The following is a 15,586-nucleotide window of genomic DNA, read 5'->3' on the forward strand; positions in this document are numbered from 1 at the left end:
GGCCCACCCGCCCCGGCCTCAGTGCGGCAGGCTCGCCGGACTCCCGCCGTTCGCCTCGTACCCCGCGACCGCCAGCGCCCGGTAGACCGCGAACTCCGCCGCCGGGTCCGGGGACAGGGTCCAGGGCAGCGCTCCGACGTGGCCGTCGATGTGTATGAGCTGGTTCATCGCCTCGGACCAGCGTTCCGCGCGGACCAGGAAGAAGACCAGGAGATGGCGGACATGCGCCAGCATCGGGTCGTCGGGGCGGGCCGCGTGGACGGCGAACAGCGCGCCGTGGATCGCCTTCTCCACGACCTCGCTCTGGTAGAAGCTGCTGACCAGGTTCACCTCGGGGAGGTGCTCGAAGACCGCGAACAGCGGCATCGCGGCGAGGAGCGAACCCTGCGGGGCCCGCGCGGCGGCCGCCTCCGCGAACGAGTTCGCCAGCTCGCGCGAGCCGTGCCACTTCTCGCACCAGTAGTGCAGGGCCGCCAGATGCGCCCCCATGTGGGCCGGCGCGCGGTCCAGGATCTTCAGCCACACCTGCTCGAACTCCGGCTGCGGATACGTCAGTCCGCGCGCCACCGACAGCTCGACGATGTACGGGACCGGGTCACCGGGGGACAGCAGCGCCGCCTGTCCGCAGGCGTCCTTCGCCTCCTCCATGATGATCCGGAACTCGTCCGTCCCCCGCGTCGACGTACGCCACGCCTGCTGCACCAGGAACTCCGCGTGCACGGCCGCCCCGCCCGCGTCCTTCGGGTGCTCGAGACGCCACACGCGCAGCCACTGCCCGCCCGGTGTCTCGCTGACCCCGCCGGGCCGCTGCTGCAACTCCAGCGACGCGGCGCCCGCGAAGGCCTGCACGCGCTGCCAGCGCAGCTCGCCCGTGATCTCCGTGCCGGCCAGCAACTGCATCGCCGCGCGGTAGTCCTGCGTGCGCTGCACCAGGTCGAGCACGTCCAGCAGGTCCTGGTCGGGGCCGGGCATGCGGATGTCCAGCTCCTCCTCGCGCACGAAGCCGTAGGCCGCCGGGTCCGCGGCGTCCGGATGGCCCGGCGCGACCTGCTCGATCATCCCGCGCCTGCGCCGCAGGAACGGGAGCAGCACGAAGCCCATCATGAGCAGCGCCATCAGGACCCAGAGAATCTCCATGCGTCAAGCGAACCAGACGGGTCCGACAATTGGCCAACCCGGCCCACCGCCCTGTGGAAAACAACGGCCGCCCGGCCCCGCCACCCTGTGGAAAACCTCCGGATCGCCGTTCACACCGCGCGCGCATTACGCTCGGCCCCATGAGCGACAGGCACATCAGTCAGCACTTCGAGACCCTCGCGATCCACGCGGGCAACACCGCCGATCCCCTCACCGGCGCGGTCGTCCCGCCGATCTACCAGGTCTCGACCTACAAGCAGGACGGCGTCGGCGGTCTGCGCGGCGGCTACGAGTACAGCCGTAGCGCCAACCCCACCAGGACTGCCCTGGAAGAGAACCTCGCCGCCCTGGAGGGCGGCCGCCGCGGCCTCGCGTTCGCGTCCGGACTGGCGGCCGAGGACTGCCTGTTGCGTACGCTGCTCAGCCCCGGCGACCATGTCGTCATCCCGAACGACGCGTACGGCGGCACGTTCCGGCTGTTCGCGAAGGTCGTCTCCCGGTGGGGCGTCGAGTGGTCGGTCGCCGACACCAGCGACCCGGCGGCCGTGCGGGCTGCGATCACACCGAAGACCAAGGTCGTCTGGGTCGAGACCCCCTCGAACCCGCTGCTCGGCATCACCGACATCGCCGCCGTCGCGCAGGTCGCCCGGGACGCGGGCGCGAAGCTCGTCGTCGACAACACCTTCGCGACGCCCTACCTCCAGCAGCCGCTCGCCCTCGGCGCCGACGTCGTCGTGCACTCCCTGACCAAGTACATGGGCGGTCACTCGGACGTGGTCGGCGGCGCGCTGATCGCGGCCGACGAGGCGCTCGGCGAGGAACTGGCGTACCACCAGAACGCGATGGGCGCGGTCGCCGGGCCCTTCGACTCCTGGCTGGTGCTGCGTGGCGCCAAGACGCTGTCGGTGCGCATGGACCGGCACAGCGAGAACGCCACCAAGGTCGCCGACATGCTCACCCGGCACGCACGCGTGACGCGCGTTCTCTACCCGGGCCTGCCGGAGCACCCCGGCCACGAGGTCGCCGCCAAGCAGATGCGGGCCTTCGGCGGCATGGTCTCCTTCCAGGTCGAGGGCGGCGAGGAGGCGGCCGTCGAGGTCTGCAACCGCGCCAAGGTGTTCACGCTCGGCGAGTCCCTGGGCGGCGTCGAGTCGCTGATCGAGCACCCGGGACGCATGACGCACGCGTCCGTGGTCGGTTCGGCCCTGGAGGTCCCCGGAGACCTCGTCCGCCTCTCCGTGGGCATCGAGAACGTGCAGGACCTCCTGGAGGACCTGCAGCAGGCGCTGGGCTAGCCGACGGCGGACAGGGTCCCGTCCCCGGCGACGGACAGCGTCCCGTCCGGGCGGGACAGGGTCCTCACCAACCCGTCAGCGGTGGAGTCGTCTCCGACGGCGGCTCCACCCAGGGGTGGGCCATCAGCGCCCACACGGTGAACGTCACGACCCCCGCCCACAACAGCAGCCACATCAGCCGCCGGGCGGCCCTCCGGCGGCGCAGCATCCGGCCGCCGCGGCGCACGACCTCCGCGTACAGCTCCGGCGGCACCTGCGGCGGAGTCCGCTCCATGATCTGCCGTACGGTCGCCTCCCGCTCCGGCCTGTTCACGCGCGCGTACCCCCGTCCCGGGGCCTCGTCGGCCTCATGACGGCACCACCTCGGCGCCGGTGACCTTCGGTGCCGGACCGCGCGGCGGGTGCAGCAGTGTCGTCGTCGCCCGCCCGCAGATCGCCCGGACCCGTTCCGTGGAGAGGCCGAGCAGCGCCGCGGCCTGTTCCTCGGCGACCCCCTCGTACAACCTGAGGACGATGATCAGCCGCTCCTGGGGCGACAAAGCGCCCAGCGGACTGCCGGGGTGGGGCCGGGCCCGGCCGAGTCCGCCGTACTGGTGCCAGGCCGTACGGGCGAAGCGGGTGGCCAGGTGCTGGCGGGCGCGGTCGTACGGGTCCTCGCCGCGCAGCCGGTCCCAGCTCGCGTACGTGTGCGCCAGGGACAGCGTCAACAGCCGTCGCGCGCGCGGGTTGTCGTCCCGGTCCTCCGCGGTCAGCAGCGTGGCGGCATGCAGCAGCCGCCCTGCCGCGCCCGCGACGAACGCCTCGAACTCCCGGGCACGGCGGGCGCCTTGGGACGTCTGCCGTTCTCGCACCGCGCCGCCTCCCCCCTGAAGGACCCGGTTTCATATGAGGCCAGGGCCGTCGCGAGGTCAAGAGTTCGGTACGAAAGGCGGGAGTCGGGCATCACACACGCGCGTGCCCGCGCCTTTCAGGAACCGCACCCTTCAGGAACCGTGTCCTTCAGGAACCGTGTCCTTCAGGAGTCGCGCCTTTCAGGAATGGCGTCCTTCAGGAAGCCGACGGAGTCTCCGGCACCGCCATCCGCGCGGAGAGGGCGCTGTTGAAGCGTGTGAGGAGCGCGCAGAACACCTCGCGCTCCTCCGGCGCCCAGTCGTGGGTCAGCTCGTCCATCAACTGACGCCTGGACGACCGGACTTCCTCCAGTCGCGACTGCCCGCGCGGGGACAGCTGCAGCACCACCGCACGGCCGTCCTCGGGGTGCGAGGTGCGCTTGACGAGCCCGGTGTCGACGAGCGGAGCCACCTGCCGGGTGACCGTCGAGGAGTCGATCCCCATGCTCGCCGCGAGCGCCTTCACGCCCATCGGACCTTCCTTGTCCAGGCGGTTGAGCAGCAGATACGCGGCGCGGTCCATGGAGTTGCGCACCTGTCCGACTCCGCCGAGCCGGGTCTGTTCGGCACGGCGCGCGAAGACCGCCACCTCGTGCTGCAGCGTGTCGAGGAGACCGGATTCACCGACGGTCGTCATGTCCATCGACATTTCAGGTGTTGTGGGCATGGCCGGAGGCTCGCTTCATGAAGGGGGTGCTGGGTTGGGGGACAGGGTACGCGGATGGAAGGCGGCCCGTACTGGCGCTGCGCAAACCAGTCTCGGAGCTTGGTCACAGCCGGAGCGCGCGCCTGTGAACTGCGATGCTTGAGTCATGAGCTACAGCACGGCTGACTCCTTGCGACCCGTCACCCTCGACGATGTGCGCGGTGCCCAGAAGATGCTCATGGGTGTGGCGCGGGTGACCGGGATGGAAGGCAGCAGGCACCTGACCCAGCTCGTCGGCTCGCCGGTGCACTTCAAGTGCGAGAACCTCCAGCGGACCGGCTCGTTCAAGCTCCGCGGCGCCTACGTCCGCATCGCCGGACTGCTCCCCGAGGAGCGCGCCGCCGGTGTCGTCGCCGCGAGCGCCGGCAACCACGCCCAGGGCGTCGCCCTCGCCTCCGCACTCCTGGGCGTGCGCTCCACGGTGTTCATGCCCAAGGGCGCGCCCCTGCCGAAGATCAGCGCCACCAAGGAGTACGGCGCCCAGGTGCGCCTGCACGGCCACGTGGTCGACGAGACGCTGGCCGCCGCCCAGGAGTACGCCCATGAGACGGGCGCGGTGTTCATCCACCCCTTCGACCACCCCGACATCATCGCGGGCCAGGGCACGGTGGGCCTGGAGATCCTGGACCAGTGCCCCGAGGTGCGCACGATCGTCGTCGGCATCGGTGGCGGCGGACTCGCGGCCGGTGTCGCGGTCGCCGTGAAGGCGCTGCGGCCCGACGTGCGGATCGTGGGCGTACAGGCGGCGGGCGCGGCCGCGTTCCCGCCCTCGCTGGCGGCCGGGCGTCCGATGTCGATCGCGAACCCGGCGACGATGGCCGACGGCATCAAGGTCGGGCGCCCCGGTGACGTGCCGTTCGGGATCGTCGCCGATCTGGTGGACGAGGTCCGCACGGTCAGCGAGGACGAGCTGTCCGCCGCGCTGCTGCTGTGCCTGGAGCGGGCCAAGCTGGTCGTCGAACCGGCCGGCGCCAGCCCGGTCGCGGCGCTGCTGAGCGATCCGCGGGGCTTCGAGGGACCGGTCGTCGCGCTGCTGTCCGGCGGGAACGTCGACCCGCTGCTGCTCCAGCGCATCCTGCGGCACGGCATGTCCGCGCAGGGCCGCTACCTGGCCGTGACGCTGCGGCTGACGGACCGGCCGGGCGCCCTCGCGACGCTTCTCGGGGTGTTGTCAGTGGTCGACGCTAACGTCCTCGATGTGAGCCACGTCCGGACCGATCCGCGGCTCGGGCTCACGGAGGTGGAGGTCGAGCTGCACCTGGAGACGAAGGGGCCGGTGCACTGCGCCGAGGTCGGCCACGCCCTGCGCGAAGCGGGCTACACGGTCATCGACTGAGGTCAGAGCGCACATCGGCTGAGGTCGGCGCCCGTTCGTCACCCGTCCCGTCACTCGTTCGAGAAAATCTGTTGAGAGACGCGATACATCGCGTTATGGTGTGTCTCGTGTCGCCCCCAGGCGGAAGCATGCCGCTCCCACGGGCAGAACAAAAGACACATACCTAGGCTTTCCAAAGAATCCCCGACGACGTGGAGACTGATATGCCAGGCGCCATCTATGCCGAAGGCCTGGTGAAAACCTTCGGCGATGTGAAAGCTCTGGACGGCGTCGACCTCGATGTCCCCGAGGGCACCGTGCTGGGCCTGCTCGGGCCCAACGGCGCGGGCAAGACGACCGCCGTCCGCTGTCTGACCACGCTGCTGCGCCCCGACAGCGGCAAGCTGATCGTCGCCGGCCTCGACGTGCTCAAGCAGCCCAACGAGGTACGGCGCTCCATCGGCCTCTCCGGCCAGTTCGCCGCGGTCGACGAATACCTGACCGGCCGGGAGAACCTCCAGATGGTCGGCGAGCTCTACCAGATGAAGGCCAAGGCCGCGAAGGCCCGGGCCGACCAACTGCTCGACCAGTTCAACCTCGCGGACGCCGCCGACCGTACGGCCAAGACGTACTCCGGAGGCATGCGCCGCCGGCTCGACCTGGCGGCGGCGCTCGTCGTCTCGCCGCCCGTGATGTTCATGGACGAGCCGACCACCGGCCTCGACCCGCGCAACCGCCAGATGCTGTGGGAGGTCATCAAACAGCTCGTCTCCGGCGGTACGACACTCCTGCTGACCACCCAGTATCTGGAGGAGGCCGACCATCTCGCGCACGACATCGCGGTGGTCGACCACGGCCGGGTCATCGCCCGCGGCACCTCCGACCAGCTCAAGGCCCGCACCGGCGGCGAGCGCGTCGAGGTCGTCGTGCACGAGCGCGACCACATCGCGATCGCGTCCGAGGTGTTGCGCGGCTTCGGCAAGGGCGACACCACGGTCGAGGAACACACCCGCAAGCTCACCGTGCCCGTCACCGGCGGCGCGAAGCTCCTCGCCGAGGTCATCCGCGAGCTCGACTCCCGCGGCATCGAGATCGACGACATCGGTCTGCGCCGCCCCACCCTCGACGACGTGTTCCTCTCCCTGACGGGCCACCTGGCCGAGGAGAAGTCCGAGGAGAACGGCACGGACACCGACCCCAAGGACCGCAAGCACAAGAAGGAGGCCGCGAAGTGAGTGCCGTCACCGATGCCGCGCCGGTCGCGGCACCCAGCAGCGCGCTGGGCCAGTCCGTGCACGACTCCCTGGTCGTCGCCAAACGCAATCTGATCCGCATGAGCCGGATTCCCGAGATGGTTATTTTCGGGCTGATCCAGCCCATCATGTTCGTGGTGCTGTTCACCTACGTCTTCGGCGGTTCCATGCAGATCGGCGGCAGCACCAGCGCCACCGACTACAAGAACTTCCTGATGGCCGGCATCTTCGCGCAGACCGTCACGTTCGCCACCGCCAGCTCCGGTGCGGGCATCGCCGACGACATGCACAAGGGCCTCATCGACCGGTTCCGCTCGCTGCCCATGGCGCGCGGCGCGGTGCTGACCGGGCGGACGCTCGCGGACCTCGTGCAGACCGCGCTGACCCTGCTGGTCCTCGCGATAGTCGCCCTGCTGGTCGGCTGGCGGGTCGGCTCGGACGGGGGCACCAACGCGGGCAAGGTGCTCGGCGCCTTCGGGCTGCTGCTTCTGCTCGGGTACGCGTTCACCTGGATCGGCGCCCTGATCGGGCTCAGCGTCCGTACGCCCGAGGCGGCCACCTCCGGCGGCCTGATCTGGCTCTTCCCGGTGACGTTCATCTCGAACGCGTTCGTGGACACCGGCAACATGACCCCCTGGCTGCGCCACATCGCCGAGTGGAACCCGTTCAGCGCCACCGTGCAGGCCTGCCGGGTGCTCTTCGCCAACCCGGGACAGTCGCCCTCGGACGCCTGGCCCATGGTGCACCCGGTGTGGGCCTCACTGATCTACTCGCTGCTGATCATCGTCATATTCCGGACGCTGGCGGTGCGGAAGTACCGCTCGGCCACGGCCTGAGGAACACGCCGGAGACACACGAGGGACAGGCGGGGGACAAGGCGGGAGGCATGACGAAACCCCCGGCGCCGCAAGGCCGCCGGGGGCTCGTCGAAGGCGAGAGGCGATGGACCGGTTCCGAGGGTCAGCCGTTGTACGGCTCAGCCTTGAGGATCGTCACCGAGGCCTTCTTGCCGTTGGGCAGCTCGTACTGCGCCACCTCGCCGACCTTGTGGCCGAGCACGCCGGAGCCCAGCGGGGACTGCGGCGAGTAGGTTTCGATGTCGGCGCTCGCGTACTCGCGCGAGGCGAGCAGGAAGGTCGTCGTGTCGTCCTCGTCGCCGTCGAAGGCGATCGTCACGACCATGCCGGGCGCGACCGCGCCGTCCGTCGACGCCGGCGCCTCGCCGACCTTGGCCTTCTCCAGAAGCTGGGTCAGCTGGCGGATGCGGAGCTCCTGCTTGCCCTGCTCCTCCTTGGCCGCGTGGTACCCGCCGTTCTCGCGCAGGTCGCCCTCCTCGCGAGCGGCCGCGATCTTCACGGTGATCTCGGCGCGCGCGGGACCAGACAGGTACTCCAGCTCGTCCTTGAGCTTGGTGTACGCCTCCTGCGTGAGCCAGGTGACGTCTTCGCTGGTCTGGGTCACAGGTGCTCCTCGTAGGTACTGGGAATACAAAGCATCGCCCTACCCAGAAGAATGTTCCTTCATGGAAGGGCGAAACCACGAGCCTAACAATTCAACGGCGTCAGGGGGAGGACATAAGCCGTCAGACATACGTCAACGCTGGTCAGCGCCTACGTAACGAGGGTGACGTCAGTCGGAGTGGCAGCCCAGCAGCTCGGCCGTGGTGCCCCTGGCCGTGGTGCGCAGGGTGACGACCCTGTCGATGCGGGTCGCGGAGCCGCCGAAGTGGAAGTCCGCGCGGCCCACCTCGGACTGGTCGGCGGCCTGGGAGCGCAGGGTGCAGTAGCCCGTGGTCCCGGAGTCCTTGTGGACCTCGAGATGCACCTTGACCTCGGTGTCCGAGGCCTGGAAGGTGATCACCTCGGCGCTGATCTTGGCCTCGACGACGTAGTGGTAGGCGAAGTATCCGACGAGGGCGAGCAGGCCCGTCGCGAGGACGGCACCGGCGATCCTGAGCTTGTGGTCGGCACGCTCGTCCGACGAGCGGCCGTAGCGGCCCTCGGGCAGTCGCGTACTCGCCGTACTCATGATCGTCCTCCCGGCAAGGGGCTCAAGGGGCTTTCGAAACCGGCCCCCGGAATTATTCGCCTCCCGATTCGGTCACTATAGAAGCCTCCCACCCGCCACCCGACCGCCACCCCTCAACGACGTCCCTGCGGGACGGCACCTGTTGAATTGCACCCCAGGACACCGGGGCGCCGACCTACTGAGGATTGAGTCTTGACTGACCAGCTGCGACTGATGGCCGTCCACGCGCACCCCGACGACGAGTCGAGCAAGGGCGCGGCCACCATGGCGAAGTACGTGTCCGAGGGGGTGGACGTGCTGGTCGTGACCTGCACGGGCGGGGAGCGCGGCTCCATCCTCAACCCGAAGCTCCAGGGCGACACGTACATCGAGGAGCACATCCACGAGGTGCGCAAGAAGGAGATGGACGAGGCCCGCGAGATCCTCGGCATCAAGCAGGAGTGGCTCGGCTTCGTCGACTCGGGGCTGCCCGAGGGCGACCCGCTGCCGCCGCTCCCCGAGGGCTGCTTCGCGCTGGAGGACGTCGACAAGGCGGCCGGCGAGCTGGTGAGGCAGATCCGTTCGTTCCGCCCGCAGGTGATCACCACCTACGACGAGAACGGCGGCTATCCGCACCCCGACCACATCATGACCCACAAGATCTCGATGGTGGCGTTCGAGGGTGCGAGCGACACCGAGAAGTACCCGGAGTCGGAGTTCGGCCCGGCGTTCCAGCCGCAGAAGCTGTACTACAACCAGGGCTTCAACCGGCAGCGCACCGAGGCCCTGCACAACGCGCTGCTGGCGCGCGGCCTGGAGTCGCCGTACGGGGACTGGCTGAAGCGGTGGAACGAGTTCGAGCGCACGGAGCGGGTGCTGACCACGCACGTGCCCTGCGCCGAGTTCTTCGAGATCCGGGACAAGGCGCTGCTCGCGCACGCCACGCAGATCGACCCCGACGGCGGCTGGTTCCGGGTCCCGATGGAGATCCAGAAGGAGGTCTGGCCCACCGAGGAGTACGAGCTCGCGAAGTCCCTCGTCGATACCTCCCTCCCCGAGGACGACCTCTTTGCGGGCATCCGCGACAATGCCTGACATGAGCTCAAGCGCAGCCCTGGCAATGACGCACCTGGTCCCCCTCGCCGAGGTCGACGAGAACAAGGTCACCCCCGGCGTCCTCGGCTTCATCGTGTTCGCGGTGATGGCCCTGGCCGTATGGGGGCTGATGAAGTCCATGAGCAAGCAGATGAACAAGGTCGACTTCAAGGAGGGCGCCGACCCGGCGGCCGAGGCGCGGGCCGAGTCGGGGTCCGCCCCGGCCGAACCCAAGGCCAAGCAGGGCTGAGGCGTCAGGGGGTGCCCGGCACCGGCACCCCCATCACCTCCCGGGCGTGCCGGCTCGGCACCATGCCCAGCCGCCACGCCTGCCAGCCCGCCTCCAGGTTCACGCCCCGCTCCAGCAGCAGCTGGTACGCCTCCACGTAGTCGTCGAGTTTCTCGTCGCGGGACGGGTGCCCGGCGCGGGACAGCTGGGCCAGTTCCTCCTGGGCGACCGCCGTGCCGACCTCGACCCCGCCGGGGGCCGCGTACGGCAGGAGCGTGGCGCGCAGGAAGTGCGCCCAGTCCGCGCCGCGCCGGTCGCCGTACGAGGTGAACAGGCCCACCGCCTCCTCGCAGAGCGTCAGTGCCTGTTGGGTACGGGTGTTGCCCGCGTCGACGACCGCGAGTTCCAGGCAGGTCCACGCCTCGCCGTGGGCGACGCCGATGCGCTGGAAGTCGGCGCGGGCGTCGACCAGGAGCTGGCGGGCGAAGCCGGAGTTGCGCAGCGAACCCGTCTGGGCGGCGCGCTGGTCGCGGGTCACGCGCGCCGAGTGGTGCCGGGCGCAGGCCAGGCCGTAGACGTCGCGCATCCGGGAGAACATCGTGCGGGAGCGTTCCAGCTCGCGCACGGCCAGGTCCAGTTTGCCGATCTCCTCCAGGGCCTGGCCCAGGTAGTAGACGGTCCAGGCCTCGCCGCGCGCGTCCTCGTTCTCGCGGTGCCGGGCGGCGGCCTGGCGCAGGCCGTCCACCGCCGGGGACGGGTCGCCGGCGACCAGCCGGGCGCGGGCGAGTTGGGTCAGCGCCCAGGCCTCGCCGCGGGCGTCGCGGGTACGGCCGTAGATGCCGAGGGCGGTGGTCAGTTCGGACTCGGCGCGTGGGATGTCGCCCATGCGCAGGCCGAGTTGGCCGAGCTGGAAGTGTGCCCAGGCCTCGCCGTGCAGGGACTCGCCGGCGCGGTGCAGGACCAGGGACTCGGTCAACAGCCGCATGGCTTCGGGGAGTCGGGCGCGGTCCCGTTCCACGGCGGCCAGCGCGTGCATCGTCCAGGCGCGGTCCGTGGCCAGTTCGGGCGGGGCCTGGAGGTCGAGGGCCTCGCGGAGTCGGGTCGCCGCTTCGCTGAGGTTGCCCTGGTGGTGGAGGGTGATGCCGAGGGAGCACAGGGCGCGTGCGGCGCCCGCGTCGTGATGGGCCTCCATGTAGAGGTCGACGACGGAGGTGAGGGTGGTGCGCGCCTTGTCGAGTTCGCCGAGCTGCCGGGCGGCGATGCCCGTGCGCCACTGCACCGAGCGGACCAGCAGCCCCTGGTCGACGGCCTGCGCCAACTCGCTGATCTCGCCCAGCCGGTAGAGGTCGCCGCGCAGCAGGCAGTAGTCGCACAGCGCGCCCAGCAGATTGAGTACGGCGCCCTGGTCGACGCCCTCCGCGTGCCGCAGCGTCGAGGTGATGAAGCTAGACTCGTCGTCCAGCCAGCGCAGCGCCTCGTCGAGCGAGGTGAAGCCGTGCGGGCCGAACCGGTCCGAGCGCGTCGACATGTTGCCGTCGACCAACCGCAGGACGGAGTCGGCGAGTTCGCCGTAGTTGACGATCAACCGCTCCTGCGCGGCGGTCCGTTCGGCCGACTCCTCCTCGTCGAGGAGGCGGGCCTGGGCGAAGGCGCGGACCAGGTCGTGCAGGCGGTAGCGGGTGCCGCGGACGTGGTCGATGAGGCCCGCTCGGGACAGGGCCTGGAGGTGGCGGGTCGCCTCCGTCTCGTCCGTGGCCAGCAGGGCGGCCGCCGCGGCCGCGCCCAGCGAGGCCCGGCCGGCCAGCGCCAGCCGGCGCAGCAGCCTGCGGGCCGGGTCCGCCTGGTCGGTGTAGCGCAGCCACAGCGCCCGCTCGACCGGCTCCACCGGGCCGTACGCGCCAAGATCTGTGGCCAGTTGACGCGAGGAACGCGGGCCGAGGGAGGAGCCCGCGACGCGCAGCGCGAGCGGCAGCCCGCCGCACAACTCCCTGATCCGGTCGGAGGATTCGGCGTCGTAGGGCTCCGAACCGTCCCGACCGCTTCGCCCGTCCCGCCCCTCCCGACCGTCCTGCGCCACCGCGCCCAACAGCTCCTCCGCGCCCGCCGCGTCCAGCGGTTCCACCGGCAACTGATGGACCCAGGCGGCCAGTTCGGCGGGCAGGTCGAGGGGCTTGCGGGCGGTGACCACGACCAGACTGTCCGAGCGCTCGGGCACCAGGGTGGCCACCTGCGCGACGTCGGAGGCGTCGTCCAGGACGATCGTCACCGGGAGGCCGGTCAGGTGCTGGTGGTACAACTCGCCCAGCCGCTTGACCTGTTGCTCGGGGGAGGAGCGTTCACGGAAGAGCAACTGCTCGCGGGGCGCGCCGAGCCGGTTGAGCAGGTGCAGCAGGGCGTCGCGGGTGGGCAGTGGGGGTTCGCCCGGGCTGTCGCCGCGCAGATCCACCACGCAGGCGCCGCGGAACTGGTCCCGCAGATCCTGTGCGGCCCGGACCGCGAGCGTGGTGCGCCCCGAGCCGGGTGCGCCGTGCAGCACGACCACCGTCGGCCGGGTCTCCGTGCTCGCGCGGGCCGCCTGCACCAGTTGCCGGATCCGGGCCAGTTCAGCCCGCCGTCCCGCGAACGCGCCCACAGGGTCCGGGAGTTGACCGAAGGACTGCTCCAGCACACTCCGTCTGCGGGCCGCCGCGCTCTTGTCCGTGCCGCGCAACTGCGGTCCCGGCTTCTTCGTCGGCCCGGTGGAGGCGGCGAGCACCCGCTGCTGGTCCAGGAACGGACGGATGCCCCGTACCTCCAGCGCGGTCAGCCACTGCAACCTCAACTGCTCGGGTCCGCCGGGCTGATTGGCGGCACCGGCGCGGTGATGCGCGGCGGGCAGATGGGAGGCGGTCACCTTCACGACGGTCGCCGCCGCGCCCACGACGCCGACGGTGAGCCCGGCGCCGACCGCGGTGCCGGTCCCGGTACCGAGCGCCAGGTCGGCGACGACAGCGGCAACCGCGCCAACAGCCGCCACGAGTAAGGGAGTTCCTCCACCCTCCTTGGCATAGCGCTGCCCGAACCCGATCTGCCCGGCCGCCGCGGTGTCCAACGCCTCCGTATAGGCCGCGTACTCCTCGGCCGCCGTCTGCGCCATGGCGTCCAGCGCGGCCCGGGACCGCGCCAGCAGCACCTGCCCGTCGGTACGCCCGCCGGAGCGCCGCACCTCCTCCTCCACGGCCCGAGCCAACAGCCGCTCGGCATCGCTCCGATGGCCGTCCCGCATGTGTCGTCCCCCTCCGGCGGCAACTCCTTGGCCTATGAGTGTCCTTCGCGGGAGGCGGGAGCGCGAGAGGGCCGACGATCACGGGTCCGCTCGCACCGGGCGCGGTCCTCGACGGGCCACACCCCCGACCGACTGCGCCAGAAGCCGGACTCGGAGCAGAGGCGACGCACGGCCCGGCACTTCTCCGCCGCTCCCGCCCCCGTGGGAGAGTGGACCGGTGAACCGACTGGCCCATGAGACCTCCCCGTATCTGCTCCAGCACGCCGACAACCCCGTCGACTGGTGGCCCTGGTCGCCCGAGGCCTTCGCGGAGGCTCGTGAGCGCGGTGTGCCGGTGCTGCTCAGCGTCGGGTATTCGAGCTGTCACTGGTGCCACGTCATGGCCCACGAATCCTTCGAGGACCACCCCACCGCCGACTACCTCAACGCCCACTTCGTCAGCATCAAGGTCGACCGCGAGGAACGCCCCGACGTCGACGCCGTCTACATGGAGGCGGTCCAGGCGGCCACCGGTCAGGGCGGCTGGCCCATGACCGTGTTTCTGACGCCGGACGCCGAGCCCTTCTACTTCGGTACGTACTTCCCGCCCGCGCCCCGCCACGGCATGCCCTCCTTCCGGCAGGTGCTGGAGGGCGTGCGCAGCGCCTGGACCGATCGGCGGGACGAGGTCGACGAGGTCGCCGGGAAGATCACGCGGGACCTCGCCCAGCGCCAGATCGACTACGGCGGCACCGACGCCCCCGGCGAGAGCGAGCTCGTCGCCGCGCTGCTCGGGCTCACCCGCGAGTACGACCCGCAGCGCGGCGGATTCGGCGGCGCGCCCAAGTTCCCGCCGTCCATGGCACTCGAGTTCCTGCTGCGCCACCACGCCCGCACCGGTTCCGAAGGCGCCCTGGAGATGGCGCGGGACACCTGCGAGCGGATGGCCCGCGGCGGCATCTACGACCAGCTCGCGGGCGGCTTCGCGCGGTACTCCGTCGACCGCGAGTGGGTCGTCCCGCACTTCGAGAAGATGCTCTACGACAACGCCCTGCTGTGCCGGGTGTACGCGCACCTGTGGCGCAGCACCGGTTCCGAGCTGGCGCGCCGCGTCGCCGTCGAGACCGCCGACTTCCTCGTGCGTGAACTCCGTACCAACGAGGGCGGGTTCGCCTCCGCCCTCGACGCCGACAGCGACGACGGGACCGGCAAGCACGTCGAGGGCGCCTACTACGTCTGGACGCCCGCGCAGCTCGCCGAGGTCCTCGGCGAGGAGGACGCCGAACTCGCCGCCCAGTACTACGGCGTGACCGACGAGGGCACCTTCGAGGAGGGGCAGTCCGTCCTCCAACTCCCGGGGACCGAAGGGGTCTTCGACGCCGAGAGGATCGAGTCGGTCAGGACTCGGCTGCTCGCCGCCCGTTCGCGGCGTCCCGCGCCCGGTCGTGACGACAAGGTCGTCGCCGCCTGGAACGGGCTCGCGATCGCCGCGCTCGCCGAGACCGGTGCCTACTTCGACCGCCCCGACCTGGTCGAGGCCGCCGTCTCCGCCGCCGATCTCCTCGTACGACTGCATCTGGACGAGCACGCCAAGCTGGCCCGCACCAGCAAGGACGGCCACGTCGGGGCGAACGCCGGGGTGTTGGAGGACTACGCCGATGTCGCGGAGGGGTTCCTCGCGCTGGCGTCGGTCACGGGGGAGGGGGTCTGGCTGGAGTTCGCCGGGTTCCTGCTCGACCATGTGCTCGCCGGGTTCGTCGACGAGTCGGGGGCGCTCTACGACACCGCCGCCGATGCCGAACAGCTCATCCGGCGGCCGCAGGATCCGACCGACAACGCCGCCCCTTCGGGGTGGACCGCCGCCGCCGGCGCGCTGCTCGGCTATGCCGCGCAGACCGGTGCCGAGCCCCATCGCACCGCCGCCGAGCGGGCGTTGGGGGTCGTGAAGGCGCTCGGGCCGCGCGTGCCGCGGTTCATCGGATGGGGGCTCGCGGTCGCCGAGGCGTATCTCGACGGGCCGCGCGAGGTCGCCGTCGTAGGACCGTCGGTCGATGACGAGGGCGCGAAAACCCTGCACCGTACGGCACTTCTGGGTACCGCTCCGGGGACCGTCGTCGCCTTCGGGGTCGCGGGGAGTGACGAACTGCCGTTGCTCGCCGACCGACCCCTGGTCGACGGTGGACCCGCCGCGTACGTTTGCCGTAACTTTACCTGCGATGCGCCCACGACCGACCCGGAGCGGCTGCGCACCGCGCTGAACAGGTGAAATGTCAGGGTCGTAACCGCCCCAAACGCGACCTGTGCGAGAAATGCTCATCGGCGAGACTCATTGTGATGAAACACGCTCTTCACTGAAATCAGCTGTCCGCTTCACAGATCGCCCATAGTCTCGGCCCGGTGACGCGGCGGAGGTAA

The 15,586-nt window shown here is 70.7% G+C and carries 14 protein-coding genes; 7 read left to right on the forward strand and 7 right to left on the reverse strand.

Features of this window, described 5'->3' with window-relative positions:
• Positions 1-18: 18 nt before the first annotated feature.
• Positions 19-1,137, reverse strand: coding sequence for a hypothetical protein (locus JHN63_RS16900; protein WP_200681887.1), 1,119 nt, complete (start codon positions 1,135-1,137; stop codon positions 19-21).
• 140 nt (positions 1,138-1,277) lie between these two features.
• On the opposite strand from JHN63_RS16900, the gene JHN63_RS16905 reads away from it, so the two are divergent.
• Positions 1,278-2,432: a cystathionine gamma-synthase gene (locus JHN63_RS16905; RefSeq protein WP_200681888.1), complete on the forward strand. Its 1,155-nt coding sequence runs from the start codon at positions 1,278-1,280 to the stop codon at positions 2,430-2,432.
• A gap of 64 nt (positions 2,433-2,496) precedes the next feature.
• Here JHN63_RS16905 and JHN63_RS16910 read toward each other — a convergent pair whose 3' ends face one another.
• From JHN63_RS16910 to JHN63_RS16920, 3 genes are all read right to left on the reverse strand, one after another.
• Positions 2,497-2,745 (reverse strand): hypothetical protein, encoded by a 249-nt coding sequence (locus JHN63_RS16910; RefSeq protein WP_200681889.1) that lies wholly within the window; start codon positions 2,743-2,745, stop codon positions 2,497-2,499.
• A 34-nt stretch (positions 2,746-2,779) separates the two neighbouring features.
• The gene (locus JHN63_RS16915) at positions 2,780-3,283 is read right to left on the reverse strand and encodes a sigma factor-like helix-turn-helix DNA-binding protein (RefSeq protein WP_200681890.1); all 504 of its coding nucleotides are present in this window, start codon (positions 3,281-3,283) and stop codon (positions 2,780-2,782) included.
• A 196-nt stretch (positions 3,284-3,479) separates the two neighbouring features.
• Positions 3,480-3,971: a MarR family winged helix-turn-helix transcriptional regulator gene (locus JHN63_RS16920; RefSeq protein ID WP_200681908.1), complete on the reverse strand. Its 492-nt coding sequence runs from the start codon at positions 3,969-3,971 to the stop codon at positions 3,480-3,482.
• Positions 3,972-4,134: 163 nt separating this feature from the next.
• On the opposite strand from JHN63_RS16920, the gene ilvA reads away from it, so the two are divergent.
• From ilvA to JHN63_RS16935, 3 genes are all read left to right on the forward strand, one after another.
• Positions 4,135-5,364, forward strand: a complete 1,230-nt coding sequence (gene ilvA / locus JHN63_RS16925) for a threonine ammonia-lyase (RefSeq protein ID WP_200681891.1) — start codon at positions 4,135-4,137, stop codon at positions 5,362-5,364.
• A 203-nt stretch (positions 5,365-5,567) separates the two neighbouring features.
• The gene (locus JHN63_RS16930; protein ID WP_200681892.1) at positions 5,568-6,578 is read left to right on the forward strand and encodes an ATP-binding cassette domain-containing protein; all 1,011 of its coding nucleotides are present in this window, start codon (positions 5,568-5,570) and stop codon (positions 6,576-6,578) included.
• Entirely contained in the window at positions 6,575-7,432 is an 858-nt protein-coding gene (locus JHN63_RS16935) for an ABC transporter permease (protein WP_200681893.1), read from the forward strand. The genes JHN63_RS16930 and JHN63_RS16935 overlap by 4 nt, the downstream gene beginning before the upstream one ends.
• A gap of 124 nt (positions 7,433-7,556) precedes the next feature.
• Here JHN63_RS16935 and greA read toward each other — a convergent pair whose 3' ends face one another.
• Both greA and JHN63_RS16945 read right to left on the reverse strand, forming a co-directional pair.
• A complete protein-coding gene (gene greA, locus JHN63_RS16940) occupies positions 7,557-8,057 on the reverse strand; it encodes a transcription elongation factor GreA (RefSeq protein ID WP_043679814.1) in 501 nt (166 codons plus the stop codon).
• A gap of 168 nt (positions 8,058-8,225) precedes the next feature.
• Positions 8,226-8,624 carry a DUF4307 domain-containing protein gene (locus JHN63_RS16945; RefSeq protein ID WP_200681894.1) on the reverse strand — a complete coding sequence of 133 codons (399 nt, stop codon included), beginning with the start codon at positions 8,622-8,624 and terminating at the stop codon, positions 8,226-8,228.
• Positions 8,625-8,837: 213 nt separating this feature from the next.
• Between JHN63_RS16945 and mca the strand changes: the two genes are divergently transcribed.
• Positions 8,838-9,698, forward strand: coding sequence for a mycothiol conjugate amidase Mca (mca, locus tag JHN63_RS16950; RefSeq protein WP_200681909.1), 861 nt, complete (start codon positions 8,838-8,840; stop codon positions 9,696-9,698).
• Positions 9,691-9,948 carry a hypothetical protein gene (locus JHN63_RS16955; protein WP_200681895.1) on the forward strand — a complete coding sequence of 86 codons (258 nt, stop codon included), beginning with the start codon at positions 9,691-9,693 and terminating at the stop codon, positions 9,946-9,948. Before mca ends, JHN63_RS16955 begins: the two co-directional genes overlap by 8 nt.
• Positions 9,949-9,952: 4 nt before the next feature.
• Here JHN63_RS16955 and JHN63_RS16960 read toward each other — a convergent pair whose 3' ends face one another.
• Positions 9,953-13,192 (reverse strand): tetratricopeptide repeat protein, encoded by a 3,240-nt coding sequence (locus JHN63_RS16960; RefSeq protein ID WP_200681896.1) that lies wholly within the window; start codon positions 13,190-13,192, stop codon positions 9,953-9,955.
• Positions 13,193-13,409: 217 nt separating this feature from the next.
• On the opposite strand from JHN63_RS16960, the gene JHN63_RS16965 reads away from it, so the two are divergent.
• Positions 13,410-15,437 carry a thioredoxin domain-containing protein gene (locus JHN63_RS16965; protein ID WP_200681897.1) on the forward strand — a complete coding sequence of 676 codons (2,028 nt, stop codon included), beginning with the start codon at positions 13,410-13,412 and terminating at the stop codon, positions 15,435-15,437.
• Positions 15,438-15,586 lie beyond the last annotated feature (149 nt).

Source organism: Streptomyces sp. MBT65 (assembly GCF_016612545.1).
Lineage (GTDB): Bacteria > Actinomycetota > Actinomycetes > Streptomycetales > Streptomycetaceae > Streptomyces.